Below are 22,684 nucleotides of genomic sequence, written 5' to 3' on the forward strand. Positions count from 1 at the left end.
AGCCAAGGTGATGCATCGGCGAGAAAAAGTCCGGCCCGTCAGTCGTCTATCCATTATCTGGCGGGCAGTTTATACAAATGAACCCCGCAGCACTATGCGTAATGTCACGCGTAATGGCGATCACGAAGCATCGTTGTTATTGCAGAGATGAGATGATCAACGCCTCAGGTTGAAAGGCGAAAAAACAAAGGGAAGGCCACTAATTGGCCTTCCCCACGACCAATCCCATTAATCACGGATGAGTAGGTGCCAAATTGTTACCACAAGCGGATTGGTGGTCACGCCTCGCGCTCATGATTGGCGTCCATGCTGGTCGCTGGGTAAATGGCTAAGTAGACATAGCCGTGGCTGCCAAGGGTATCGGCTTCGCAAGTAAAGCCGCCGTGCTGGATAGTGATGCAGTGCTGATGTTGGGCGTCCAGCACACCGGCCAGCAGCTTGGCTTCCAGTTCCTTGATGATGGTAGGTAAGGCAGCCTCCAGCCGGTCTATAGCCTCCTCCTGCCATTCGCCTACCAGTGAGGCCCGATCTGACAGAAAGTGCAGGCGATGATGCTCTTGAATGAGACGAGCCCCAAAGCGCGGCGTCAAGTTATGGGGCAAACCCCACTGCGCAAAAATCCGGGTGGGGTGGTCTGGCGCTGCGGGTTGTTGGTCCTGGGTGTGGATGGTTGTCGTGGTCATGATTAGCGATACCTCAATTGGGTGTGGATGATTGTGCCGGGCACATTGTGGCGCTGGCGCAGTCTGTTCAGATGCTCCGGGAGTTCTGTCAGACTGGCCAGTCGCCCCCGGTAGAGCCGGGAGAGATTGACGTAATCGGGATGGCTCACGGTGATGGTTACCTGATGCCCTGGCTGCCAGCGGCCAAACAGGAGGGCTTTGGCCTCTTTTATGGTTGTGATGCCGGGAGCGGGTAGTGTCTGGCGGTTGCGCAGATGTAGTTTGTTGAGCTCGGGAGCATAGCGATGCACTTCGAGTCCGGCGATAAGACGGGTCATGTTCGGTGATTCCAATGATGCAAAGGGCCAGCCTGAGAGGGCTGGCCCTTTATGTTGTTTGTTGATGAGCGATGGGATGGTCGCGGTGGCTAGCCGTTGTAAAACAGGATGTAGTTCACTCCGGCCAGTTCAGCGGCAGTGAGCAAGGGTTGCAGTGTTGGCGGGATGGTATCGAGTTCCATGGCCAGGTTCAGAGTGTACTCATAGGCGGAGTCATCCTTCACACCGACATGTTCATGGGAGGCCATACGCTTGACCCATTGCCATTCAGGCACCTGGTCTGTGTCATCGTAATCGCCGATGATGGAACTCATGGCGACATCCAGCATCTGCATCACCGAATGGCCAGCCTGTAGGTAGGGTGTTGGTCATTGCATCGTTCCTTGTTGTCTGGGCTGTGCGTTACATCTGATTGATAACCGGCTTGCAATTGAGACGGTCCAGCAGATGCAGCGAGCCGTACTGGGCTACCAGTCGGTCTATGGCCATCTGGGCGCAGGCCGTTCTGCTGGGCTTATTCTCGGGGATTGCGTAACGAGCTGTGAGCCAGCCACCGAGCAGTGCAGTTCGGTAGCCACTCGGGATATGGGTGAGTGACGTTCCTATACCCCTCCCATGAATGAGGAACGGCACGGTCTGCCCACCGATGTTGATATCCATCCGCTGACCCTTGATCTCAAAGGTGGTGAGCTCGCCAGTTTGTGGATGTTTGCCAGGCACCTTGATGGTGATGTTCTTAGCCATTTCACACCTCCGGTTTGGCTTCAAAGTGGTGGGTCACAACGCCTGCTTCCGGGTCGATGCTGATAAACGCCGGGGCTTGCGGGTGGTACTGATAGAGCCGCGTCAGCTCGGCACGAAAAGTCTCGACGTTCGGCGCAATCACATGGCTGGTGTCCCCCTCGGCGTAGGTAAAGGTCTCCAACTTCTCTGTGTGAATCCAGATGCCGAAATACCATGCATCTTCCTCGGTGTCGTACTGCTGCCAGCCCTGGGCCAGCAGTGTTCGGTCGTAGTAGTAGCGGTCTGCCTGATGGCTACCCCGGTCGATGCGGCAACCTGTCACTGTGAGATCGAGTTGGATACGCCCCGCCTTGTGGGCTCTCTTGACCCGACGCAGCAGCTTGAGCGCCTTGGCTCGGCTGCGACTATTGCCGAGCGGGTGTGGTTGTGTGGCCCGCAATGCGAAGTGGGTCATTATCTTCGGCGCGGTGTTGTGGTTGAGCTGACCGATGGCTGTGGTTATCTGCCGAGCGGTCAGGGTTTTGTAATCACGCAGGTCGTGCATGGGTGGGTTCCTTAAAATGCAAAAAGCCCCTCGGTGTGAGGGGCTGTATGGGGTCTTGTGTGTGCTGGTGGCCGTGGCTCAGGTGTGACTACTCCAATCCGGCTCGTCATTACTACCGTGGTTGACGTAGGCCCCGACAATTACCCGTTGCCACTCGCCGACCGGCTGACCCGCTGCATTACAGGCACAGCGAAAGCGGGCGAAGTTAATCTCACGCGGCAGGTGCTCACGCATATCTCGTGGACTGACAAAAAGCGTGGTCTTGTGCAGCACTGGGTTGGGCGCGACCAGTGGACCGCCAATACGCCTTCCTTCCACATCGTGGGCATAGGCAAAGCCCGGTAGCATTAACTGCTGACTGATGAGCTTGGTGAGTGTTGGATAGGCACACATTGCCTCCGCCACGGCGGCCTGGCTAAAGCTGTCGTTGAACTCAATCATTGGTGTTTCTCCCTTTCTGCAGGTGCACGGTAAGCCGCTGCCAACAGCGCAAACTGCTCGACCAGGTAACTGATGCTGATGCCAAGCTCATCGCTGACCCCATCCCCTAGACGGTGATGCAGGTGTGCCATGTCATCAGAGATGCGTTGGGCCAGGTGGGCCGTTGAGCTCGGTGCTGAACTCGTTATGGTCAGGGTGATGGCGAGATCCATCACATCTCTCCCCAGGGGGCTTGCTCCCACAGTGACAGCCGGGTCAGCACGTCTTGCGCCAGCGCTTGCTGTAACTGCTGCATTACCTTGACCAACCGAGGGGCCTGCTCAGGGCTCCCGCTCCACTCGCTCGACTGGTACAGGGCGCAGCAGGTGAATTTGTACAGAGCCACCAGCTCGCTATCGGGTGGTAGCGCCTGGTGGTAATGGTGGGCTGGTTTAAGTGGGCTCATCTTGGTAGAGCGGTGCTGGTGTGGTCCCTTGTGCTCTTGCTGACGCCCCAGCTGATAGCGATGCCAGACCGCCCGCCGATTGGCGAGCATCATCAGCCTAACCAGCCGGTCAACCCGCCACGTCCAGGTACTGGTCGTATCTGCTGGCGGGAACCACCAGAGGGTGCGCAGCAACTCAAGGGTGTAATGAGGTGGCGTTGAGGCATTGCAAAAACGGTGCAACTGTACGGCAAAGGCCAGGTAGTCCTGGCGATCGATCATGAAGGCTGACATGGTGATGGTTCCTTGAAATGCAAAAGGCCACCTGCAGTGAGGTGGCCCTGTGGGTGATGTCGGGATATCCGGATCTCGGTGTTGAGCCAGATGATCCGGGTTTGGGGATGTTGGCGTTATTCATACGCCTGCTCTGCGTCTGGGTGAGCAGCATCGAACAAGATGGCGTAGAGCGCACAATCAATGCCGTTGACGGCGTCGTGGTGCGGGTAATAGGGCGGTGCGTCTCGGGAGCGCTCGAAGTAGTCGCCAAAGCAACTGAGGCACTCGCGGATCTCGATGGTGGATCCCCGCAGCAAGGTCTCTTCAAACTGCTTGGCATAACCCTCGTCGTCACGGGCCTTGGTGACGGCCTTTTCCAGCAACGTCAGCGCATCCTCGTTGCAGGCGGTTGTCAGGCCATGGCGTAGCTTCCCGAGGGTTTCTTCAAGGGAATAGGGGTTAGGTAATCGCATCGCGCTTGTCCCTTCTTGGATGTGTTAATGGCGCAACTGATGGAGCAGCGCATCGATAGCGTCGATGCAGTCAGCCTGGGTGAGCAGGTAGCCGTTAGGCAGGTGAGCCACGATGGTGGGCTCTGCCTGCATCTCGACGTTGTCTGCCACCCAACAGCGCAACTCGATGAGGATATCGAGGGCGGTGAGGTGTGATTTGCCTAGGGGAAGGTTCATAGCAGACCTCGCTCAGCCAGCGAGACTACGCCCTCGGCGCCAACTACCAGATGGTCAAGCAATCGCACATCGACCAGCGCCAAGGCCTCCTTGAGGGCCTGGGTAAAGACCCGGTCTGAGTGGCTAGGTTCGGGGTCGCCGCTGGGGTGATTGTGCACTGCGATGATGGCCCCACAGTTGAGTAACAAGGCCCGCTTGACCACTTCCCGTGGGTAGATGCTGGCGCTATCGAGAGTGCCGCGAAACAGCTCCTCAAAGGCCAGTACACGATGTTGGGAGTCGAGGAACAGTGCCCCAAACACTTCGTGCTCCCGGTCCTGTAGCAAGGTTTGCAGTCGCTCGGCGGCCTCTGTGGTACTGGTGATGGCAGTGCCTTTTGCTAGGCGTTTGCGAGCGATTTGGTTAGCGATGCGCAGCAGGTCTTGCTCGGTCACAGGCTCCGTGACGACATAGGTGCCGGGGCATTCCCCAGCCTTGAGTTTGTGGTAACGCATAGTGGTCTCCAGAAAAAGAAAGACCCCGGCAGCGCGAGGCATGCAGGGGTCAGATGCAGAGGTGTTGTAGGTTCAATTTGAGGGTAGTTCAGTTGACCGTGGTGGTGGGGCCTGCTGTAGCTGTGGGTTCCCGCTTCACCGGCATCAGCGATCCGGGGACCAGCACGGTGAGCTGGATAGCCAGCGCAATGCTTAGCCGTTTGGCCCTATGGTGCCGTAGTCTGCCACCCAGGTGGCCAGTGCCAGTCCGCAGGCATCTACTGCTCGCAGATAGACGCTGTAGCCTTGTACGGTCAGGCCGCTGTCACGCACCACCTGCGTCTCACCCTCCCGATTGATGGCTTCAAGTTCAACGGTTATCGGCTGTTTGGGCATCTGGCGCCTCCTCTTGGGGTAAAGGGTCACTCTCCACGTGATAGCGGTGATGGATGCAGGTACGCTGCAGGTCACTCAGAAAGCTCCCCAGTACACGGGGCTGTTCGGTGAGCGGGACAGGCCCTGCCTGGCAGCGCCAGAAACACCGACGCTTGGGGTCAACGCAAAGCTCATCCACCAGCTGGCTCATGGTGTGCCAGTCCTCGGCATTAGTAATGGAGAGCAGTTGCCACTGCACGCCAGACCAACGCACTTGCAGGGTAACGGTGCGGGCATGTGGGCTATCGGGGGTCAGGTGCAGCAACCAGCGCTCGCCTTGGCGAGTTGGCTGCAGCTTGGCTTTGGCCGCGACCAGCCCCAGCCACTGGCGTGAGGTGTGGGAGAGCGGCAGTTCGTTAGTCATCACACACCTCCTACTCCCCGCTGACCGTGACGGTGAAATACCCCAACCGGGCGTAGCTCATGAAATTGCTCTGCCACAGGGCGAACAGTTCCCGTGCTTCTATGCTGGGCAGTGGTCCCCAGCCCTGCAGATAGTGCTCGTCGCTGGAGAGGTTGAAGTCGAGCTCCTTGCAGAGCTCAGCATCTTGGCCGAGCCCCTGGTAGCTGAAATCGGTGATGTAATCGAAGACCCAGCCGTGTAATCCCCGAATAAGCCGCAGCTCTACCGGATGGACGCCACCTGTTTCGGCACTGTAGCCGGGGCTGCGAAAGTTGAAGGTCAGGGTCGAGAGGTGGGTAAGGTCGAGCCGTTGTTCCCGCACGACGTTGCGCAGCAAGTCAGGTAGTTCAGGTGAAATCGACAGGGCCATCCCTGCCAGGTGAAATGGCATGGTCATCATGGTGTGTCCTTTTTGTATCGAATGTGAGAACCGTTAATCCCTGAGCCAACGCCAGGCGCGGTAGAGGCCATAAGTGGCGGCGAGGGAAAGTGTGATGGGAACAGCAGTGGTGCTCAGCAGCGAACCCGCTGTTGCTGTGAGCACTGTGCGCGTTGACGTACTTAGCATGGTGCTGGTGGCCAGCCCTGCGAGTGCTGAGGTGGTGGACTGACTCGCCACGGTGCGCAGAGCCTGATGTGCGACATAGCCAGTGGCGATGAGCTGGTTAATCTGCCTGCTGTAGTGAAAGCCCTCGATACACCAGAGCACGAAGTGTTCGCAGTTGTTAAAGAGCGTGCTGTAGTGCGTCTCCCCGAGGCGAGAATAGGCACGGTCGATACTCTCCTCCCGGTTGTAGGCACGAGCCTCATGGTGTTGGATGAAGTAATCGTGCGCTTGGCAAAACTCAGCCAGGGAGGTGATGGTTATCTGGCCGGACAGTTCACCGGCACTGAAGCCCAGGTAATGGATGACCTGATGGTCTCCCAAATAGAGACCGTGGTGCTGGTAGCCGGTACGGGGGGACACGAGGTGGTCCCCAGGTTGTGGTAATGGCATGGACAGTTCCTTAAACGAGATGCGGCATAAACACACAGGGCACCCGAAGGTGCCCTGATGGTGGTGAGTATGTGGTGGCTGGTGGTCAGGATTGTTTGCGCAGCGTCAGGCTGCTGGCATCCCATACCCAGCGTGCGCTGGGATTGCCGGGTAGATTGAGGGTAAAGCCGTTGGTGTCGGGGCTCAGCTTGCCCTGGTCGCTGCACGTCCCAAACTCGGTTGATATCATGGTGGGTGAATCTTGTCTGGCCACAACCAACTGGTAGAGCACCGGGCAGCCCACTCCCCCACTGAACAGCTCAATCAGCCCGACCTGACCACCCTGTATCGCAAACTGGTGGGCCACATCAACACCGGCATAACTGTCGTGATGAGTCAGTAGCTCACCATTGAGCAGCACATCGAAGTTCACCTCATCATTTTTGCGCACCGTAAATCCAGCTGATGCTTTCGCCAGCTTGGGCTGAAAATAGACGCTGCCATCGGTGAAGGTCACCATGGCCCCTTCAAGCGACACCTGTGTCCCCACCAGGTCAAGCAAGGCGGCGTAAGCCTCATCATCGGTCCATATTTCAACATCCCCTTGTCCAGGCACCTCGACCCAGTACTTCATGCTGGCGTAGCCGAGCTTTCCGCTCAGGGTGGCAGGCACCTTTGTCTCAATCTCCAGGGCACCATCAGCAGCGAAGGTTGCCATCGAACAACTGAGCAGCAGCCCCAGCGTGGCTGCTCGTAGTGTCCGGGTGAACAGTGTCGTCATGTGCCTCTCCATCAGTCTTTACTAATAAGCCAGTACAGCAGTCCGGCCAGTATGGGGTCGATAATTAACCCGAGAATGAACCAGCCCCAAAAAGAGCGACCGTTACCGGCGGCAACAAAGCCCAGCAGTAACGCCAGCCCTACCCACAGCAGAATTAATGGCATGGGACTGCTCCTATTGGAATGTGTAAGCCGCTTCACCCTGGTCGGTGAACACGGTAGCTTCGAGCAAGTTGCAGGTGCCCGGAATAAGGGAGAACTGGGTACGCTGGCTGTATTTGAGTGATACCGGGAACGTGCGGTGTACCCCGTAGGGTCCTACCGCCACACACTTTCCTCGGTTGATGAGGATTTTCTTGATGGTGACCGCATCATTGAGGGACGTGACCTGTAACTGGGGGCGGCCCAGTGAGTTGTAGAACAGGTCGAGTTTGAATTCTGGCGGTGACGCCTTGGTGCCGTCAGAGGCACTGGTATAGATAACCGCTGAGGCAGCAAGGACTGCGGCAGCGATAAGGTAGCGTTTCATGCGTGATCTCCTGTAACATGAAAAGGACAAAAGGGTGCCTGACCGATGAGGCAGGCCTCTCGGATAAGCGGGGTCATACAGGTAATGTCAGCGAGCGCGCTGGCAGTTAGCCAAGCGCCACTGAAGAAAGTGGGCTGGGATTTATGTCGTGTAGAAGACTCTCCTTTCCAATATCAATCTATATATTCAAACAAACTCAACCTCTGGCGCCCAGTCTCAACTCAAATTGCCCTTAATGTCAACGAGTCCATGGTCAAGCATACGTGCTGACTGGAGGACTTATGACAGACGTCAACTTTGAAGAACTGGCCAAGAGCGTCGGTAAAGCGATTGGACGCCAACGCCAACAAGCGGGGCTGACCCAGGATCAAGTCGCAGAGCACCTGGATATCGGGATGGAAGCTGTCTCCCGAATGGAGCGGGGAAAAGTGGTGCCAACCGTGGTGCGGTTGGCAGAGCTCGCCCAGCTGTTTGAGTGTGAGCTGGCAGACTTCCTGCGTGAAACCAGCAACCGCCCTACCGAACAAGGCATTGTGCTCAGCCAGCAGTTAGCCAAACTCAAGGCTGCCGACAGAGAACTGGTGCTGGAGGTGGTTGATAAGCTGGTGGCGCGACTGGCGCCTTAATCCCTTGTCGTGGGCATCAGTGACTTACTGACACCCGATGCCAAGGCCGATGACTTGGGAGGCCGCAATGGCGCTCCCAAGCAGGTTCACAGCGATGTCTGTTTACTCTCCCCTGATAATATCTATCTGAGATCTTTTTTAATCGAACTAGATCAGCACCGGCAACCCTGAATGGCGAATGCGTGAGCTACCCCGACGATTACTCGGTACGGTGGATCCTTGGCCTGCCACCGCGCCCACGCTGTGTCGGTAGCTGCATCCTGCCGATGCTATTACGGCGCTCCTGCATCATCGCCAGTAGCAGCGGATCATGCTCAAGCAAGTAACTCAGCGCATAGTCCTGCAGGCACTGCCGCTTGCGTGCATCGTCATAGGTCACCATCCCTATCCCATCAGTCTTCCATTGCTGGTATTCATTTCTGCGAGCATTACAGTTGAAATAGGTTCGGGGCTCACGGCTGAGCGATTTCCACAGCTCACCGAGCTGCTTTCCAAGACGAATATCATTGCGAAGCTTGGCGCCATTGAAGATAAACATCAGATGATGGTGATAGCCTCGGCCTTTGCCGTACTCCATCCGCCAGATGAATCCAATCAGATGCGGAAACTCTCGCTTTACGTGGCGCAAGTAAGTCTCTCTATCAGAGATGGCCTCCTCTAATGATTTCTCTGCACTGATAGATTGAGCGTAGTGAATATCTACTCTGACAAAGAGCAACTTGGCATGCATGTCAAATAAGTCGTTCATGTAGTGACGATATGTCTGCGTATTACGCGCCTCATCGCGCCTGAGATTACACAGGCGCTTATTGTGCTGGGGTGAGTGCAGCTTGTCCATAAACTCACGTAGAACGCCATCTAGCTCATTAGCCAATTCCTCTCTCTCCGATAGACACAAGTCGTGGTCAAATATATCTAAATCACGAAAAGGGTAGAGATGCTCCAAGAGCAACTCAACTGAGGGGTGTGCAGAAATAGGTGCTCTATGCTCGCGATAGTGTTCAGTCACGGTATCCATGATGCGCTGAAACTTTCTAGCTAATTTATTGTAGGTGCCATCTTGCTTAATGAGAATGTATGGCGGAGTGGACTTATTCAGGGTGTCGATGAAGGGTAGTATATCGATAAGCATATGTGTTTCTCTATAGTCAGTATCCAGGTCTATTGGGAGACCTGGCTATGTAGGGTGATGGTAATATTGGGGTGTGTTTTAAATGGATAATGAGCAGTGCAAATTAAATAACATTAATACCCAAACGGAATGTCTGGATGACCAGGCATTTACGGGGTGTTTTTGTCATTCGCTATATATAGAGGGCATGGCAACAAAAGAGAGGTCGCGGCCATTTATTGCCAGTAAGAATTGATGTCTACTTATGGAGCGGATTAGAGGGAAATAAATTAGATGGGGCGCCGAGTTGCTATGTTGGCCAACCACGCGTCAACCTCATGCTCTAACCAACCGACAGCGGATAAACCCAGCTTGATGGGTTTGGGGAAGCCACTGTCATAGCGTGGCGACTTTGGGTTGAAGCGGTCGTATATGGTAGAACGCGCCATACCGACTTTGCTGATGAGGTCTTTAATGCGCAGGACTTTGATGGGGTTACTCATGGTGTGTACTCCTGATGATGTGGGTGTTCTTCATCAGAAGGACAGCGTAGTAATTTTTTAGCTATGTGAGCCCGTATGGGGTATGTGGAGCCATTGCAAGTAAAGGGGGGGTTGGCATCGTAAGGGCTGTGGATTCGGAAGAGGGGTATTGGGGGGGAGAGGCTTTAAGCGACTGACATATGTGCTACATCCAACCCAGCTAGAGTTGTGCACATAGCGCAGCAATCACACCAATACATACCCCTAGAATTCCCTCAATTATGGAATTTATATATAAATAAGAGTCATTTACATTAAACTATTTTGTTGACTTCTGGTCGCCTATCGTGTAGTGAACCCCATATTTCTACAATCAGAGGAAAGTATGAATAATTATAAATGGGATGGCAGAGAAGTGTTTTTTCTTTATAACCTCTGTGTTGTTAATGAATTTAATTTAGAGTTTTTTCGGTGTATTGATACCACTAGAAAAACACTAATGTGCATGAGTATAGAGTTAGATAACACTATTTCTGGCATTGTTGAAAACCAAGGCGGACTAAAGGCCGCATTTAAAAATCTACTCGATTCTCTACTAATTGATTGCAGTGATGGTTCACTGGATGCACCGAATGGTGTTGTGAGGTACATGTTAACGATATACAGCAGGGCTACGATCGATGGTAAGGTGATGGACTTACTCCACCAAGAAAAAAGAGCAAGACTCTATACATTTGCTTCTTTGACTCTCGCTCGTGATGATGGATTGCAGCGTTTAGGCTTATTTGGTGGTGCATTTTTCAAGGATGCACAGCATGGTTCATTTAATTATGAAGTGGAAAGTCGCCTGTCCAAAGCAGACTACGCAAAATACATTGAACGCTGTGCTGACATGGGGGTGTGCAACAAAAATACTTTTCTATCTCACCTGGAAAATTGGGAAGAGATCCGGCGGGACTTTAGAATGGTAAGGTGGGTCATTCGCAACGAAGATCAAATTGAATTGGCGTGGGGTTATTTAATTAGAGCATATCTTGGGGGGATTGATCCTGGTTGGGTCATCTATGATGGTAAGTCTGCGAAAAAAATTAAAGAACAGTATACTGATGCATTGGTGGTCTTCTACGATTTACTGGCAAACAAAATAACAAAAGATGCTTTAATGAAGGCCATCTCTAATGTGTGTGCCAAAAAGCGACATAGGGAAAAGAACAAAAAAACAACGCTATTGCATTATCCATTGTGTCGCCAGGCAGAGGAGATGTTAGAAATTTTAGCTAAAGTTGACAATAAAGAGCAATACAGAGTAATAGAGGATCTGATTTATAATGAGTGTCGGGAGAGGGGGTTCAAATTTCGATATTTCAATTAGATTAAATCATCTAGTGGAATGTTGAATGCTTTGCCCTTCTCCGTTCACAAGATGACCTCATCATCATGAACTGTCTTTTTCTCGATGAGGTGATATTCAAGCTATTAACTGGCTGTATCGAGTTGATAAGTATTATTAATCCGTGTTCTGATTAACCATCAGTCCTGTCAATTCTTAGCAGGATATATAGATATGTACATAGCGACGAGCTTTTTGACCTTGTCCCAAGCTCATCAAACACAGTGCATTCTTCTTGATGTTATTGTCTACGTCTGCCCGACCATTTTTAGTATAGAGAAGCTGGGTGGGGGTGGTGAAAACCAGGCGATATCCTGGGCGCTCAAGCAGGGACTGGTGCGGCTCAACATCGATGCGGCGATAGTGGGGAATGTTGGCGAGGGAGATGAATGATGCTGTCTTGCGCAAAATATCGCTCGTTATGCAGTTGAAATAACTGCATGCGCAACACTTGCCAGTTGATGTGCGTATTATGCGCAGCATGTCGCGCATCACCTATGAGGTGTAGGCTTTGGTGGAGGTAAGCAATTGATAAATAACGACTCAGTAAAGTGGCATGGTCGCTGCTATAGGTTGGTCGAGTGCTAGCTCATTTCACCCATCCATTTAGGAGCATACACATGCCAACTCCATGTTATATCAGCATCGAAGGTAAACTTCAGGGCAATATTACCGCGAGTGCCTTCACCTCCGATTCCGTCGGCAACATCTTCGTGCAGGGCCACGAAGACGAGATGCTGGTACAAGAGTTCCAACACGTCGTGACCGTGCCGACTGACCCGCAATCCGGCCAGCCTGCAGGTCAGCGTGTCCACAAGCCTTTCAAGTTCACCGTTGCGCTGAACAAAGCCGTACCCCTGATGTACAACGCCCTGGCCTCCGGCGAGATGCTGCCGAAAGTGACCCTGAAGTGGTATCGCACTTCCGTGGAAGGCAAACAGGAGCACTTCTTCTCTACCGTGTTGACCGACGCCACCATCGTCGATATCGACTGCCAGATGCCGCATTGCCAAGACCCTGCTAAGTCTGACTTCACCCAGCTTATCCAAGTCTCTCTTGCGTACCGCAAGATTGACTGGGAGCACACTGTTGCAGGTACCTCTGGTTCTGACGACTGGCGTGCCCCTAGCGAGGCGTAAGCCTCACTTTCTGATTTCGCTATTCCTTGTATTACGTTTTGTATCTTGTGGCCGGTGTGCACCGGCCTTTATCCCGTGTTTTCTCCGGTCGGTCTTTGGCTGCCGGAGCTTTTATGTTTTGCCATCCCCCTGTCTGGTTGCTGATGTAATGGGGATTACCGTGGTAGCGAGTGCGGGGGGATGGCAAAGCACACAAGAGGTTTTACGTTATGTGTCCCTCCATTGCATTGCTCGGTGATATTGGCACCGACCACGACGGCTTTCCACCGACCCCGGTGATAGCCGCCAGTCCCGATGTGTTCCTTGATGGCAAGCCAGTGGCCCGTCAAGGTGACCCGCTCGCGCCGCACGACAAGCCCAACAATCCTCCCCATCCGCGCTGTATTGCCGGTGGTGTAGGGTCGGTATTGGTGAACGGCAAGCCCATCGCCGTCACAGGCACCGCAGTGGATTGTGGTGGTGTGGTGATTGGTTCGGGCAGTGGGCAGGCAGGATAAGGAACAGAGTCATGGCACAGAGCACAGGATTACAATTCACCGTCAAGGTTGGCGCACTGGCTGACAGCACCTTTGCGGTAGCGAGCTTCAAGCTCGATGAGGGCTTAAACAGCCCGTTTAGCCTCAAGCTGGAGGTGGCCAGCCATCAACCGGACATCGACTTTGGTGCTGTGCTGGACCAGCCCTGCGAGCTGCTGGTGTGGTACAACGGCGAGTTGCAGCGGCGGGTGTGCGGAGTAGTGAGCGAGTTTGCGCAAGGGGACAGCGGCTTTCGTCGTACCCGTTACAGCCTGGAGGTGAAACCGGCCTTGTGGCGATTGGGATTGCGCCAAAACTCCCGCATCTTCCAAGCACAGAAACCAGACGAAATCCTCTCCATCCTGCTGCAAGAGCACGGCATCACCGACTACGCCTTTGCCCTGAAAAACGAGCACGCCCAGCGAGAGTATTGCGTCCAATACCGGGAGACTGACCTCGAGTTCGTCAACCGGCTCGCTGCCGAAGAGGGGCTGTTCTACTTCCACGAATTCGAGCAAGGCAAGCATCGCATTGTCTTTGCCGACGATGCAGCGGCGCTGACTGCAGGCCCCGAGCTCTTCTTCAACCTCGGCAACCGCTCGCTGGAACAAGGCTCCTACGTGCGCCAGTTCCACTACCGCGAATCAGTGCGCCCCGCAGAGGTAGAGCTCAAGGACTACAGCTTCAAGACCCCGGCTTACGGCCTATCCCAGAAGAAGATGGGGGCTGAGCTTTCGCATCAACGCGACACCTATCAGCATTTTGACTATCCAGGCCGCTACAAGCAGGACCCGAGCGGCAAGGCATTCACCCAGCACCGGCTCGATGCGCTGCGCAATGACGCGGTGGCGGGCAGTGGCAAGTCCAACAGCGCAGCCCTGCTGCCGGGACAAAGCTTCTCCCTGACCGAGCATCCGAACGGCAGCCTCAACACCGACTGGCAAATCGTTCATATCCGCCACACCGGCGAACAGCCCCAGGCGCTGGAGGAAGAGGGCGGCAGCGGCCCGACCGTCTACCACAACGAATTTGGCGTAGTGAAAGCGAGCACCACCTGGCGGGCGCGAATCGGTAGTCCCGAAGCCCCCCATAAGCCGATGGTGGATGGCCCGCAAATCGCCATTGTGGTGGGGCCGGAGGGGGAGGAGATTTACTGCGACGAGCATGGCCGGGTCAAACTGCAATTCCCGTGGGACCGTTACGGCAGCTCCAACGACCAGAGCTCCTGCTGGGTACGCGCATCCCAGGGCTGGGCGGGCGGTCAATACGGCATGATGGCCATCCCCCGTATCGGCCATGAAGTCATCGTGAGCTTTTTGGAAGGGGACCCCGACCAGCCCATCGTCACCGGGCGCACCTTCCATGCCACCAACCGGCCCCCCTATGACTTGCCAGCCAACAAAACCCGCACCGTGCTGCGCACCGAGACCCATCAGGGCGAGGGTTTCAACGAACTGCGTTTTGAAGACCAGGCTGGTCAGGAAGAGATTTACATCCATGGTCAGAAAGACCTGAACGTAGTCATCCAGAACGATGCCGCCTGGCACATCAAGCATGACCAGCACAGCGACATCGACAACGAGCGCGTCACCCGTATCAAGGCCAACGACCACCTGACAGTCGAGGGCGAGAAGCGCGACCACATCAAGGCGGACTACTCCCTTACGGTCGATGCCTCCCTGCACCAGAAGCTGGCCCAGTCGCTGCTGGTTGAGGCCGGCCAAGAGGTTCACATCAAGGCCGGTAACAAGATTGTGCTGGAAGCAGGTTCCGAGCTGACCCTCAAGGTCGGCGGCAGCTTTTTGAAAGTTGACCCCAGTGGCGTCACCCTGGTCGGTCCCACCATCAAGATGAACTCAGGGGGGAGTCCCGGCTCAGGCTCCGGTTGGGCGGGGCAAATGCCCGGCTTGCCAGGTGCGGTGGAAGTACCCCCCGCTCCCCCAGCTACCATCCCGGCGTTCTCGATTCAAAAGAGCATGGAGTCCATGGCAGCACTAGTGAAGCCTTGTCCCTTCGCCAAGGGAGGTAAAGCATGACCTTTCAAGAATGGCGTAACCAACAACCGGGCCAGCTTTTTGCCATCGTCGATGCGGCATTGGATACCACTGCCGTTGCGAGTTTCTGTGCCTTGGGGGGCGAGCATGCCTCCCCCCTGTTTGCCGGTACTGCCTTTGCAGACCAAGCCGAGCAAGGCCCCTGGCTATTACTGTCTCCCACTCCTGAGTTTATTGCCGCTCACCCGCAACTTGGCGGCATTTATGTCGTCAGCAGCGCCCCCATGGATGTGGTACAGCAGCATTGGCAAAGCCTGATAGAGGTGGCGTTTGAAGGGGAAGTTATGTGGCTGCGCTACGCCGATAACCGGGTTTTCCCCAAGATGCTCGGCACCATGAGCCAGCCGGAACTCGATGATGTACTCGGCCCCTGCACCAGCCTGTGGGCCAACGACAGTGCCTGGCAACGCACGCCTGATACCGAATTCACTCCTCGCCAAGCCCCTTGGTTTCGCATTCAGCCTCACCACCTAGCGCCGCTGTATGACGAAAGCCGTCACGCCTACATCCTCTCGCGCCACTTCTGGCAGCGCATGGAAGAGATGATGGCACGTCATCCCAATCCAGAGGCAGTGATTGCCACTGTCTTGCATCACGCCAACCAGTCCGGTTTAGAGGGTGACGTGCTCGATGGTGTGGTGGCAGGAGCCCTTACTTTGCAGGCTGATATGGCGCTGGATGTCATCAGAGCGCCATTGATGCTGACTAACGACGAACTGGCTCAGGTGAAGAACTGGCTGAACAAACACCATGAATTGATAGGAGCCGTGTAATGGCTATCAGTGCCCACTGCATCCCCTGTGAGCAAAGTAACTGCTGGATTGAGATAGACGTTCGGGATGAACAGAACCGCTCGTTCAAAGGGCAAAAAGCCACCCTGACCGACGCTGCTGGCAAAACCCAAACCGTGACCCTGAAAGACGGCCCAACCCTGGTGCAAGGCTTTGCGGTCGGTCCGGTGACGGTCAAGCTGGAAACCCAGCCTTGGCTCAAAGCAGCCCAGTCCCGTGAAGCCCTCAAGAAGGGTGAGACCAGCCAGGTCCCCGCCTATACCGACAAGCTCTTTGGGCACTGCGATGTGAAACGCGAGCACGTCAAAGTGACCACCGGCGACCTTTGCCTCACCGACCCCGAACAGCCGCTACCGAAAGGGCACAAAGCCGGGCAGGCCCAGCCGCCACGGTTTATCACCAAGCACTCCTACGTGATTGAGGTGAAGGGCTATCAGCTCACGATACTGCGTATCGGGGTGTTCTTTGACGGCACAGCTAATAACACCTTCAAGCACAAAGGGGGGAAAAGCGCGCTGGAGGAGGCCTTGGCGCAATGCAGCCCGGAAGAGCAGCAGGTATTGCTGGAGCAGTGTTTTGAAGGGGCGCTGCCTGATGGTCTGAACAACAGTGAGAAGAACGACATCACCAATATTGGCAAGGCTAGGGAGCTATATAAGCTGCCGACAAAATCAGAATTGAATGTAGCAGTTTATGTTGAAGGTATTGGCACCACCGAAGGGCAGGACGATGCAACAGCGGGTCTTGCCGCAGACAAGGGCGACACCTCCAGTGCTGTTCGGGTTGAGCAGACCTGTCAAACCCAAATTGTGGCAGAGGTCAAAAAACAACTTGAGCGTATACTGCCCACTATCGAGTGTATTCATAAGGTCGAGTTCGATGTCTTTGGCTTTAGCCGGGGCGCATCTGCCGCCCGCCAGTTTGTAAACCGTATCGATCAGAAGGGCGATCACCCCCTGGTGGAGGCCATGGCCGCTGACCCCGATATTCCCTTGAAAGCGGGCTTTGACTGGGTGAACCGCAGTGATGTGCGTATTCAGTTTGTCGGGCTGTTTGATACCGTGGTCAGCTCCTATCTGTGGGGTAAACGTAATGTGACGCTGGCACCTGACTGCGCCGAGCGGGTGGTGCATATCGTGGCGGCTGACGAGTGGCGCTATCACTTTGACTTGACCCGTATTACCGACGATGCCGCAGGTACCGCGATTGCTGATAATTTTACTGAAGTCATTATTCCCGGCGCTCACTCCGATATCGGTGGGGGCTATTACAGCCGCTGGAGCCTGCGTGATCCGAACGCAGTCTCCCCGTTAATAACTGAAAATTGCGTGATCGCTAGCTTCAATTCCGTTGAGTTGCCTCACATCAATGCAGCCAAGTCTAAAGCGTACCTGGATGCTTGTGCCTATGCCAAAATGAGGGCCGAACAAGGTTGGGCCAAGGGCGTTGTGTCTCTGGCTAGCCATAGTCAGCCCACCCAACTTGGCTATCTGAATGTACGCCCATACATAGGCTCAATAACAGGTAGCCAAACTGGTGGCCAGCGGCACATCAGCGTCGATGTGGTGTTGCACCGGGTGGTGGAGGGAGAATATTCACGTATTCCGCTGCACATGATGGTGGAAGCGGCACGGGATGCCAGTGTGCCTTTTAAGAAGTGGGTGTCACAAGGTGACAATGCCTACCGCCTGGATAGTGCACTTTCCTATCCCACAGTGAACTTGGCCAAACTCGATGAGATATGGGTGGATGTTGCCAAACGGCGTGGAGAGGTGATCAACCTGGCTCGTAGCTTACCTGACGAGGTGTACCAAAAGTTGCGACTGGGTTATTTGCACTACAGCGCTGACACTGGGCTAGTCAATACGCCCAACAGGGTTGGTGACAAAGAGATCCGCAAGATGACGGGTAATAAAAAGGGAGGTTATTAATGCGCTGGATACTCTTACTGGTGCTGTTGCCGCTAGTCACTGCTTGTCAGGCCGCTTCTTCGCCACCCAAAAATTTGGAGTGGTGGCATATGGTCGGTTCCAACTCAGATGAACTATGGGTGACCGAGGTACTCTTTTATCGCCATGGCAAGTTGGTTGATGCCTCGACGAATGGTTCCGCCGGATTTTTTGGGGCTGAAGGGTTAAAAGAAAAAGACTATCGCTGGAGTATTTCTAAAGGGAGCCACACCACGCGACCAATTCCGGATCGGGTGGACCTAGAGTGGATTTCATTTCATGACAAAAAGCGCTATCGCATTAGCTTGGTATTGCCAGCAGAACTGGAAAGCATGATTGCACAACCTTATCGCATCAAGGTGAGAGATGAGTGGCGCGAAGAGCGTCGAGATAACATTGGCTTAGGCATGGCTACCGGCGGCTATGTGGAAGCATTTTTAACCAGTGTCAGAGTGACACCTGATATCCTGCTGGCCAGGGGGATTGCTAAGGAAATTCAAACTTCGCAAGACAAGGAAAATCCCGTCACCAAAGTTTACAAAGAGTGGTTCGACGATTTTGATAAAGCATACGGTGATGCCTATCAACAGTACCCCACCCCCAGTGGCATGGCCTGGGCTCCGATTATGGATGCCTACCGCGCCGCACAACCCAAGACGGATACCAATCCAGTCAATTGATTTGGATTGCGGTTTAAGAGGTATCAATGAAGCAGTACCAAAACTGGTTAGCCCAGTATCTGATCTGTCGTCGTGATAACGACCATGCCATGGCCGCAGAATTGGCAGAGAGTATTTGTGCTTTCTGGAAGAGCAGAGACGATAAAGCCGAGCATTCCAAGTGGCAGAAGGTCTATCAGGATCACCGACAGAAAACCACCTGACAGGCAAGGCTAAAGGCCAGGGAAGGCGCCGCATCAGCTTTGTGCCCATCAGGTGGCTGCGTAGCATAACGGATCAGCCGGAAAGACAGCAGTACCTCACCCGTCACTTTTTCACTCTAAGAAGAATTTTCTCCATGACACACCGAGCCTTATGGCTGGCACTGACAGCCAGCATGCTTGCCGCCTGTTCTTCTACTGCGTCACTCACTGACGCCGAGTTATCTCAGGCAGTAAAGCAAGGGGATGGACGAGCCCAGTATGAGCTGGCTAAACGTCTGGCTAGTCAGCCCGATTACCCCAACGCCATGCATTGGATGCAACAGGCTGCTGAGCAGTCGGGCCCTTTGGCCGCCGATCAGCAGATCCGCGCCAGCGCCGCGTGGCAAGTAGGTGACTGGTACCAGGCAGGGCTCGGGGAGCCCAAAAATCCGGAGCTTGCTACACAGTGGTGGCAACGCTCGGCTCGCCTTGGCAACACGAATGCCAGTTATCGGTTGGGGCTGATGTGCCAGGAGCAGCATCAGGACAAACTGGCGAGCGAATGTCTCGACTGGTTCGAGCAGGCTGCTAAGCGGGATCATGCCGAAGCTCAGTTGATCCTGGCCAAGTGGTACGGCAAACAACCGGGCGCAGATGCGGATGCCATCAAGTGGCTCGAGAAGGCTGCGGAGCTTGGTAACCGCGATGCCCAGTACCTGCTGGGCGAACGTTATGAGCAAGGGCGAGGGGTAGCCAAACGGCCGGATATTGCCCAGCGCTGGAATGATAAAGCCGCTGCCCAACAGCAACCGGACGCCTTGCTGCTGCAAGCCAAACAGGCGCTTCCTTCTAATGCTTTCGCTACCTATCAGCGCGCTGCCAATGCGGGTTCTGCTGATGCAGAGCTCTGGCTAGGGATGGCTTATCTGGCAGGGGAACAGGTTCCCACAGATCCTGCCTTGGGACGTTACTGGCTGGAGCTTGCTGCTGGTCATGGTTCCCACGAAGCCGAGTACCAACTGAGCTTGCAGCAGGTAGACCAGAAGCAGCAGGTCTACTGGTTAGAGAAGGCAGCTGACGGTGGCGTAACCCACGCGTTGTTCGAACTGGCGGAGTTACAGCAGGAGCAAGGTGAACTGGAGCAGGCCAGAGCCAGCTATGCCAAGGCCGCCCAACAAGGACACATTGCCGCGCAGTACACCTTCGGTGAAATGCTTCGTTTGGGGCAGGGGGGCAAAGAGGATTACGCGCTGGCTCTCAAGCAGTATCACCTGGCGGCGCAACAAGGTGACCGCATGGCGCAATACCGAATGGGAACACTGCGAGAGGAAGGCTTGGGTGCTCCACGTAACCGGATACATGCCTATGCCTGGTTGTCACTGGCGGCAACAGAGGGGATGCCAGAAGCCGTGCAAGCCCGCGATGAACTGGAGGCCATGATGACCAAACCCGAGGTCAAGCAGGCTCAGAAGCTGTCGGAGCACTGGTTTAGCAAAATGGTCTCTGCGGTGCGGAATGGGTAAAAAATAAATGGAGGTTACACTTGGTGTAACCTCCTGACGCATAGCTTGCAAAACGAATCTAACTGATGAAAAGTGCAGTTGCTCCCCTACCTCACTTGTAGATGCACGATATTATCTTCCTGTTGTAGTGATGGCTTTAAAATCCCTCCCCACAGCTCCAAAGCCATTTTTTGTTCCGGTAACCGAACCGTATGAACATAGTGAGCCATCACACCTGGCAGAGCATGACCTAATATTTGCTCCACGACATGGGGGGCAATCCCAGCCTCGTTAAGACGGGTCGCTAAGCTCCTTCGCAGATCGTGCCATGTCCAAGGGGCGCTATGCCCAATCCGTTTCCAAATCCCCCTTCCCCACTGACTTACCGCTTCTGGTCGCTTGAGCTCCCCTAGCAAGTATGAGGATGACTGTGCGGCGGCTGCTTTCAGCAAGAGATCTATCGTCGGCCGAATAAAATCAGGTATTGGTCTCACGATTTTATTACCTGTTTTTGAGTTAGACGCAGGTACTGTCCATGTACCTTCGACTAGATTCCATTCTTCGGGTGCTGATAGCCGAGCTTCTTGAGTTCTGGCACCGAACGACAACAGAATCTTGGCCAAATTTCCGTAGTAGCAATATGGACCTAGCTTCTCAGCCCACTCCCATAATGTTCGCAGTTCTTCTAGCGTCAGAACCCTATCTCGCTTACTCGCTTTTTGCCCAACATCAGCAACAGTCAAGTCATCCAACGCATTACTCACTGCAAACTGTCTGACACGGCAAAACTTCAGAGCATGCTTACAGTTTTGGAAACAATACCCACTAGCCACAGGTGCTACCTTCGAGTACTCGTCAAAGACACTTAACCAGTGACGAGTATCACAATCTGACAAAGGAAGATCTCCGATACGGGGATAGACCCACTTAGCAAATTGCTGGCGATGCTTCTCACTGTTGGACCTTTTCTTATCAGCGTGATGGCAGAGCCAATACTCGAGTGCATCTTTAACCGTGACAGGCTTCAGCCTTTCGTCTTTCCCGATCCGCGTCATCAAAGCGGGATCATTGCCCTCTTCCAACCAAGCTCGACATTGCGCCGCCTTTTTCCTTGCTTCGGAAAGCGACAGCCCCCCCTCCTGGCCAGTATAGGAGCCCAGAGTCAGGTTTTTTGCCTTGCCTAAAATTCGATAGCGGTACACAAAGCTGACTTTTCCGCTATTCCTCCACAGAACAGATAGCCCATCCCTGTCCGCAACCTTTCTGGGCGTATCATCATCGTGACCACGCAGCATTGCTTTGAGTTTTGAATCTGAGATTGCCATTTTGAACCCACATTTGAACCCACATTTGTCTTATACCCCCTAAGATGACCTTAGACAACCATGGAAAGTTAAACGATATAAATCAATTGGATACAACCAGTTTGTAGACAACACCAAACAGCATTAGACAGGCAGTGTGATAATACGGCATGAACTGATCTCGGTCAGATCTGCTGCAGTGCAGATGAAGGCGTATTCCAGCAATGGGATACGCCTTTTTCTATGGCTGCCATTTACTCGCTGGCAAGCTTGATGCCCAGCCCCACGAACAAGCCCCCCATCAGACGGTTGAGCCAGCGCCCCAACCGGGCAGGCAAGCTCACCCTGCGGCTCGCATAGGCAGTCGAGAAGGCCAGTAGGTGGCACCAGATCATGCCGTTTAGGTTGAAGATGCAGCCAAGCAGAATGAAGGCCAGCGCCTTCTGTGGCGCATCCGGGGCAATAAACTGGGGCACAAAGGCGAGGAAGAAGAGCGCGACCTTGGGATTGAGCACATTGGTCAGCAACCCCTGCCGAAATATCCGGCCATAGGAGAGTACAGGCAAGGCCACAGCCTCGTTGGTAGCAGGAGGCGTCTTGGCCCCTTGCCAGAACATGGAAAACCCCAGGTAGACCAGATAGAGCGCCCCCATCAACTTGATGACGGTGAACAGCTCAGCCGAAGTGCTCAGCAAAGCCGACAACCCCAGAGCAGCCGCCAGCACATGCACCATGGTGCCCGTCCCAATCCCCAGCGCAGCCACGGAACCCGCCCGCCAGCCCTGAGAGCCGCTGCGCAGCATGATGAGCAGAGAATCAGGCCCAGGCATCATGTTCAACAACAAACCAGATACGATAAACAACGCCAGATCGTGGATCCCCAACATACACAGCTCCTTGTTCGTGAAAGAGATAGTCTATGGATCCCATGTCTCTTGTCATCCCCCGTAGCAGCAATAGTAATTATCAACGGAGGGAATAGCCGAGGCATCACAACTTTGGCCAAATAGGGATCCGAGGATAAAAAGAGGAAATCATCAAACTGAACGCGAAGGGAAGGCGAATTATTTGGACAATGCCTTGTACAGAAATGCAAAAAACGGTGGGAAGGAAATTTTAGGCAATAAAAAACCCCGCTCGATGAGCGGGGTTTCTTGTATTGGGTGCCTGGCAGTGTCCTACTCTCGCATGGCGAATGCCACACTACCATCGGCGCTACCGCGTTTCACTTCTGAGTTCGGCATG

Annotated in this window: 33 protein-coding genes; 11 read left to right on the top strand and 22 right to left on the bottom strand. The window is 54.3% G+C overall.

What is annotated here, in order from left to right; genetic code table 11:
• Nucleotides 1-278 precede the first annotated feature (278 nt).
• From GWQ31_RS19870 to GWQ31_RS19955, 18 genes are all read right to left on the bottom strand, one after another.
• Nucleotides 279-683, bottom strand: coding sequence for a type IV toxin-antitoxin system YeeU family antitoxin (locus GWQ31_RS19870; RefSeq protein ID WP_275910098.1), 405 nt, complete (start codon nt 681-683; stop codon nt 279-281).
• Nucleotides 684-685: 2 nt separating this feature from the next.
• The gene (locus GWQ31_RS19875) at nt 686-1,000 is read right to left on the bottom strand and encodes a hypothetical protein (protein WP_275910099.1); all 315 of its coding nucleotides are present in this window, start codon (nt 998-1,000) and stop codon (nt 686-688) included.
• Nucleotides 1,001-1,089: 89 nt separating this feature from the next.
• Nucleotides 1,090-1,314: a hypothetical protein gene (locus tag GWQ31_RS19880; RefSeq protein ID WP_275910100.1), complete on the bottom strand. Its 225-nt coding sequence runs from the start codon at nt 1,312-1,314 to the stop codon at nt 1,090-1,092.
• An 88-nt stretch (nt 1,315-1,402) separates the two neighbouring features.
• Entirely contained in the window at nt 1,403-1,744 is a 342-nt protein-coding gene (locus GWQ31_RS19885) for a hypothetical protein (protein ID WP_275910101.1), read from the bottom strand.
• 1 nt (nt 1,745) lies between these two features.
• Nucleotides 1,746-2,288, bottom strand: a complete 543-nt coding sequence (locus tag GWQ31_RS19890) for a hypothetical protein (RefSeq protein ID WP_275910102.1) — start codon at nt 2,286-2,288, stop codon at nt 1,746-1,748.
• Between the two features lie 78 nt (nt 2,289-2,366).
• Nucleotides 2,367-2,729 carry a hypothetical protein gene (locus GWQ31_RS19895; protein ID WP_275910103.1) on the bottom strand — a complete coding sequence of 121 codons (363 nt, stop codon included), beginning with the start codon at nt 2,727-2,729 and terminating at the stop codon, nt 2,367-2,369.
• Entirely contained in the window at nt 2,726-2,941 is a 216-nt protein-coding gene (locus GWQ31_RS19900; protein ID WP_275910104.1) for a hypothetical protein, read from the bottom strand. Before GWQ31_RS19900 ends, GWQ31_RS19895 begins: the two co-directional genes overlap by 4 nt.
• A complete protein-coding gene (locus tag GWQ31_RS19905) occupies nt 2,941-3,447 on the bottom strand; it encodes a hypothetical protein (protein WP_275910105.1) in 507 nt (168 codons plus the stop codon). The genes GWQ31_RS19900 and GWQ31_RS19905 overlap by 1 nt, the downstream gene beginning before the upstream one ends.
• 116 nt (nt 3,448-3,563) lie before the next feature.
• The gene (locus GWQ31_RS19910) at nt 3,564-3,902 is read right to left on the bottom strand and encodes a hypothetical protein (RefSeq protein WP_275910106.1); all 339 of its coding nucleotides are present in this window, start codon (nt 3,900-3,902) and stop codon (nt 3,564-3,566) included.
• Nucleotides 3,903-3,926: 24 nt separating this feature from the next.
• Nucleotides 3,927-4,118, bottom strand: coding sequence for a hypothetical protein (locus tag GWQ31_RS19915; RefSeq protein ID WP_275910107.1), 192 nt, complete (start codon nt 4,116-4,118; stop codon nt 3,927-3,929).
• The gene (gene radC, locus GWQ31_RS19920; RefSeq protein WP_231721612.1) at nt 4,115-4,612 is read right to left on the bottom strand and encodes a DNA repair protein RadC; all 498 of its coding nucleotides are present in this window, start codon (nt 4,610-4,612) and stop codon (nt 4,115-4,117) included. Before radC ends, GWQ31_RS19915 begins: the two co-directional genes overlap by 4 nt.
• A 192-nt stretch (nt 4,613-4,804) precedes the next feature.
• Nucleotides 4,805-4,987, bottom strand: coding sequence for a hypothetical protein (locus GWQ31_RS19925; protein ID WP_275910108.1), 183 nt, complete (start codon nt 4,985-4,987; stop codon nt 4,805-4,807).
• On the bottom strand, nt 4,962-5,390 hold the full coding sequence (locus tag GWQ31_RS19930) for a hypothetical protein (protein ID WP_275910109.1): 429 nt from the start codon (nt 5,388-5,390) through the stop codon (nt 4,962-4,964). Before GWQ31_RS19930 ends, GWQ31_RS19925 begins: the two co-directional genes overlap by 26 nt.
• Before the next feature lie 10 nt (nt 5,391-5,400).
• Complete coding sequence (locus tag GWQ31_RS19935; protein ID WP_275910127.1) at nt 5,401-5,826, bottom strand: DUF2787 family protein; 426 nt, start codon at nt 5,824-5,826, stop codon at nt 5,401-5,403.
• A 36-nt stretch (nt 5,827-5,862) separates the two neighbouring features.
• Nucleotides 5,863-6,426: a lecithin retinol acyltransferase family protein gene (locus tag GWQ31_RS19940; RefSeq protein ID WP_275910110.1), complete on the bottom strand. Its 564-nt coding sequence runs from the start codon at nt 6,424-6,426 to the stop codon at nt 5,863-5,865.
• Nucleotides 6,427-6,511: 85 nt separating this feature from the next.
• Complete coding sequence (locus tag GWQ31_RS19945) at nt 6,512-7,186, bottom strand: hypothetical protein (RefSeq protein WP_275910111.1); 675 nt, start codon at nt 7,184-7,186, stop codon at nt 6,512-6,514.
• Nucleotides 7,187-7,197: 11 nt separating this feature from the next.
• Nucleotides 7,198-7,350, bottom strand: a complete 153-nt coding sequence (locus GWQ31_RS19950; protein WP_042034774.1) for a hypothetical protein — start codon at nt 7,348-7,350, stop codon at nt 7,198-7,200.
• A gap of 10 nt (nt 7,351-7,360) precedes the next feature.
• The gene (locus GWQ31_RS19955; protein ID WP_275910112.1) at nt 7,361-7,714 is read right to left on the bottom strand and encodes a hypothetical protein; all 354 of its coding nucleotides are present in this window, start codon (nt 7,712-7,714) and stop codon (nt 7,361-7,363) included.
• A 281-nt stretch (nt 7,715-7,995) separates the two neighbouring features.
• Here GWQ31_RS19955 and GWQ31_RS19960 point away from each other — a divergent pair, with 281 nt between their 5' ends.
• Nucleotides 7,996-8,340: a helix-turn-helix transcriptional regulator gene (locus GWQ31_RS19960; protein ID WP_024945142.1), complete on the top strand. Its 345-nt coding sequence runs from the start codon at nt 7,996-7,998 to the stop codon at nt 8,338-8,340.
• Between the two features lie 199 nt (nt 8,341-8,539).
• Here the strand turns inward: GWQ31_RS19960 and GWQ31_RS19965 are convergent, their stop codons facing one another.
• Both GWQ31_RS19965 and GWQ31_RS19970 read right to left on the bottom strand, forming a co-directional pair.
• Nucleotides 8,540-9,472 (bottom strand): inovirus-type Gp2 protein, encoded by a 933-nt coding sequence (locus GWQ31_RS19965; RefSeq protein WP_275910113.1) that lies wholly within the window; start codon nt 9,470-9,472, stop codon nt 8,540-8,542.
• A gap of 269 nt (nt 9,473-9,741) precedes the next feature.
• Nucleotides 9,742-9,954: an AlpA family phage regulatory protein gene (locus tag GWQ31_RS19970; protein ID WP_275910114.1), complete on the bottom strand. Its 213-nt coding sequence runs from the start codon at nt 9,952-9,954 to the stop codon at nt 9,742-9,744.
• Between the two features lie 364 nt (nt 9,955-10,318).
• On the opposite strand from GWQ31_RS19970, the gene GWQ31_RS19975 reads away from it, so the two are divergent.
• The 10 genes from GWQ31_RS19975 (at nt 10,319) to GWQ31_RS20020 (ending at nt 20,156) form a co-directional block, all read left to right on the top strand.
• Entirely contained in the window at nt 10,319-11,305 is a 987-nt protein-coding gene (locus GWQ31_RS19975; RefSeq protein ID WP_275910115.1) for a hypothetical protein, read from the top strand.
• Nucleotides 11,306-11,497: 192 nt separating this feature from the next.
• The gene (locus tag GWQ31_RS19980; protein ID WP_275910116.1) at nt 11,498-11,716 is read left to right on the top strand and encodes a hypothetical protein; all 219 of its coding nucleotides are present in this window, start codon (nt 11,498-11,500) and stop codon (nt 11,714-11,716) included.
• A 227-nt stretch (nt 11,717-11,943) separates the two neighbouring features.
• Complete coding sequence (gene hcp1 / locus GWQ31_RS19985; RefSeq protein WP_275910117.1) at nt 11,944-12,462, top strand: type VI secretion system effector Hcp1; 519 nt, start codon at nt 11,944-11,946, stop codon at nt 12,460-12,462.
• A gap of 209 nt (nt 12,463-12,671) precedes the next feature.
• Entirely contained in the window at nt 12,672-12,959 is a 288-nt protein-coding gene (locus GWQ31_RS19990) for a type VI secretion system PAAR protein (protein WP_275910118.1), read from the top strand.
• A gap of 11 nt (nt 12,960-12,970) precedes the next feature.
• On the top strand, nt 12,971-15,013 hold the full coding sequence (locus GWQ31_RS19995; protein ID WP_275910119.1) for a type VI secretion system tip protein VgrG: 2,043 nt from the start codon (nt 12,971-12,973) through the stop codon (nt 15,011-15,013).
• A complete protein-coding gene (locus GWQ31_RS20000) occupies nt 15,010-15,804 on the top strand; it encodes a DUF4123 domain-containing protein (protein ID WP_275910120.1) in 795 nt (264 codons plus the stop codon). Before GWQ31_RS19995 ends, GWQ31_RS20000 begins: the two co-directional genes overlap by 4 nt.
• Nucleotides 15,804-17,753: a DUF2235 domain-containing protein gene (locus GWQ31_RS20005; protein ID WP_275910121.1), complete on the top strand. Its 1,950-nt coding sequence runs from the start codon at nt 15,804-15,806 to the stop codon at nt 17,751-17,753. Before GWQ31_RS20000 ends, GWQ31_RS20005 begins: the two co-directional genes overlap by 1 nt.
• Nucleotides 17,753-18,451 (top strand): DUF2931 family protein, encoded by a 699-nt coding sequence (locus GWQ31_RS20010; protein ID WP_275910122.1) that lies wholly within the window; start codon nt 17,753-17,755, stop codon nt 18,449-18,451. The genes GWQ31_RS20005 and GWQ31_RS20010 overlap by 1 nt, the downstream gene beginning before the upstream one ends.
• Nucleotides 18,452-18,477: 26 nt before the next feature.
• Nucleotides 18,478-18,654: a hypothetical protein gene (locus tag GWQ31_RS20015; RefSeq protein WP_275910123.1), complete on the top strand. Its 177-nt coding sequence runs from the start codon at nt 18,478-18,480 to the stop codon at nt 18,652-18,654.
• Nucleotides 18,655-18,788: 134 nt separating this feature from the next.
• The gene (locus GWQ31_RS20020; protein ID WP_275910124.1) at nt 18,789-20,156 is read left to right on the top strand and encodes an SEL1-like repeat protein; all 1,368 of its coding nucleotides are present in this window, start codon (nt 18,789-18,791) and stop codon (nt 20,154-20,156) included.
• Between the two features lie 86 nt (nt 20,157-20,242).
• On the opposite strand, the gene GWQ31_RS20025 is transcribed toward GWQ31_RS20020, so the two are convergent.
• Together GWQ31_RS20025 and GWQ31_RS20030 are read right to left on the bottom strand one after the other, a co-directional pair.
• Nucleotides 20,243-21,460: a site-specific integrase gene (locus GWQ31_RS20025; RefSeq protein ID WP_275910125.1), complete on the bottom strand. Its 1,218-nt coding sequence runs from the start codon at nt 21,458-21,460 to the stop codon at nt 20,243-20,245.
• A gap of 233 nt (nt 21,461-21,693) precedes the next feature.
• The gene (locus tag GWQ31_RS20030) at nt 21,694-22,326 is read right to left on the bottom strand and encodes a LysE family translocator (RefSeq protein ID WP_059169461.1); all 633 of its coding nucleotides are present in this window, start codon (nt 22,324-22,326) and stop codon (nt 21,694-21,696) included.
• Nucleotides 22,327-22,684 lie beyond the last annotated feature (358 nt).

The sequence above is a fragment of the Aeromonas sp. 2MA4 genome (assembly GCF_029237305.1).
In the GTDB taxonomy this organism is placed as follows: domain Bacteria; phylum Pseudomonadota; class Gammaproteobacteria; order Enterobacterales; family Aeromonadaceae; genus Aeromonas; species Aeromonas salmonicida.

Excerpts from the sequence above, each read along its gene's own strand:
- GWQ31_RS19945 (WP_275910111.1), bottom strand. The coding sequence starts at position 7,186 with ATGACGACACTGTTCACCCGGACACTACGAGCAGCCACGCTGGGGCTG.
- GWQ31_RS20010 (WP_275910122.1), top strand. The coding sequence starts at position 17,753 with ATGCGCTGGATACTCTTACTGGTGCTGTTGCCGCTAGTCACTGCTTGT.
- GWQ31_RS19900 (WP_275910104.1), bottom strand. The coding sequence starts at position 2,941 with ATGGATCTCGCCATCACCCTGACCATAACGAGTTCAGCACCGAGCTCA.
- GWQ31_RS19885 (WP_275910101.1), bottom strand. The coding sequence starts at position 1,744 with ATGGCTAAGAACATCACCATCAAGGTGCCTGGCAAACATCCACAAACT.
- GWQ31_RS20030 (WP_059169461.1), bottom strand. The coding sequence starts at position 22,326 with ATGTTGGGGATCCACGATCTGGCGTTGTTTATCGTATCTGGTTTGTTG.
- GWQ31_RS20025 (WP_275910125.1), bottom strand. The coding sequence starts at position 21,460 with ATGGCAATCTCAGATTCAAAACTCAAAGCAATGCTGCGTGGTCACGAT.
- GWQ31_RS19980 (WP_275910116.1), top strand. The coding sequence starts at position 11,498 with ATGTACATAGCGACGAGCTTTTTGACCTTGTCCCAAGCTCATCAAACA.
- GWQ31_RS19965 (WP_275910113.1), bottom strand. The coding sequence starts at position 9,472 with ATGCTTATCGATATACTACCCTTCATCGACACCCTGAATAAGTCCACT.
- GWQ31_RS20020 (WP_275910124.1), top strand. The coding sequence starts at position 18,789 with ATGACACACCGAGCCTTATGGCTGGCACTGACAGCCAGCATGCTTGCC.
- GWQ31_RS19930 (WP_275910109.1), bottom strand. The coding sequence starts at position 5,390 with ATGACTAACGAACTGCCGCTCTCCCACACCTCACGCCAGTGGCTGGGG.
- GWQ31_RS19940 (WP_275910110.1), bottom strand. The coding sequence starts at position 6,426 with ATGCCATTACCACAACCTGGGGACCACCTCGTGTCCCCCCGTACCGGC.
- GWQ31_RS19975 (WP_275910115.1), top strand. The coding sequence starts at position 10,319 with ATGAATAATTATAAATGGGATGGCAGAGAAGTGTTTTTTCTTTATAAC.
- GWQ31_RS20000 (WP_275910120.1), top strand. The coding sequence starts at position 15,010 with ATGACCTTTCAAGAATGGCGTAACCAACAACCGGGCCAGCTTTTTGCC.
- hcp1 (WP_275910117.1), top strand. The coding sequence starts at position 11,944 with ATGCCAACTCCATGTTATATCAGCATCGAAGGTAAACTTCAGGGCAAT.
- GWQ31_RS19935 (WP_275910127.1), bottom strand. The coding sequence starts at position 5,826 with ATGACCATGCCATTTCACCTGGCAGGGATGGCCCTGTCGATTTCACCT.
- GWQ31_RS19905 (WP_275910105.1), bottom strand. The coding sequence starts at position 3,447 with ATGTCAGCCTTCATGATCGATCGCCAGGACTACCTGGCCTTTGCCGTA.
- GWQ31_RS20015 (WP_275910123.1), top strand. The coding sequence starts at position 18,478 with ATGAAGCAGTACCAAAACTGGTTAGCCCAGTATCTGATCTGTCGTCGT.
- radC (WP_231721612.1), bottom strand. The coding sequence starts at position 4,612 with ATGCGTTACCACAAACTCAAGGCTGGGGAATGCCCCGGCACCTATGTC.
- GWQ31_RS19895 (WP_275910103.1), bottom strand. The coding sequence starts at position 2,729 with ATGATTGAGTTCAACGACAGCTTTAGCCAGGCCGCCGTGGCGGAGGCA.
- GWQ31_RS19870 (WP_275910098.1), bottom strand. The coding sequence starts at position 683 with ATGACCACGACAACCATCCACACCCAGGACCAACAACCCGCAGCGCCA.
- GWQ31_RS19995 (WP_275910119.1), top strand. The coding sequence starts at position 12,971 with ATGGCACAGAGCACAGGATTACAATTCACCGTCAAGGTTGGCGCACTG.
- GWQ31_RS19880 (WP_275910100.1), bottom strand. The coding sequence starts at position 1,314 with ATGAGTTCCATCATCGGCGATTACGATGACACAGACCAGGTGCCTGAA.
- GWQ31_RS19960 (WP_024945142.1), top strand. The coding sequence starts at position 7,996 with ATGACAGACGTCAACTTTGAAGAACTGGCCAAGAGCGTCGGTAAAGCG.
- GWQ31_RS19915 (WP_275910107.1), bottom strand. The coding sequence starts at position 4,118 with ATGAACCTTCCCCTAGGCAAATCACACCTCACCGCCCTCGATATCCTC.
- GWQ31_RS19990 (WP_275910118.1), top strand. The coding sequence starts at position 12,672 with ATGTGTCCCTCCATTGCATTGCTCGGTGATATTGGCACCGACCACGAC.
- GWQ31_RS19955 (WP_275910112.1), bottom strand. The coding sequence starts at position 7,714 with ATGAAACGCTACCTTATCGCTGCCGCAGTCCTTGCTGCCTCAGCGGTT.
- GWQ31_RS19950 (WP_042034774.1), bottom strand. The coding sequence starts at position 7,350 with ATGCCATTAATTCTGCTGTGGGTAGGGCTGGCGTTACTGCTGGGCTTT.
- GWQ31_RS19875 (WP_275910099.1), bottom strand. The coding sequence starts at position 1,000 with ATGACCCGTCTTATCGCCGGACTCGAAGTGCATCGCTATGCTCCCGAG.
- GWQ31_RS19970 (WP_275910114.1), bottom strand. The coding sequence starts at position 9,954 with ATGAGTAACCCCATCAAAGTCCTGCGCATTAAAGACCTCATCAGCAAA.
- GWQ31_RS19910 (WP_275910106.1), bottom strand. The coding sequence starts at position 3,902 with ATGCGATTACCTAACCCCTATTCCCTTGAAGAAACCCTCGGGAAGCTA.
- GWQ31_RS19890 (WP_275910102.1), bottom strand. The coding sequence starts at position 2,288 with ATGCACGACCTGCGTGATTACAAAACCCTGACCGCTCGGCAGATAACC.
- GWQ31_RS20005 (WP_275910121.1), top strand. The coding sequence starts at position 15,804 with ATGGCTATCAGTGCCCACTGCATCCCCTGTGAGCAAAGTAACTGCTGG.
- GWQ31_RS19925 (WP_275910108.1), bottom strand. The coding sequence starts at position 4,987 with ATGCCCAAACAGCCGATAACCGTTGAACTTGAAGCCATCAATCGGGAG.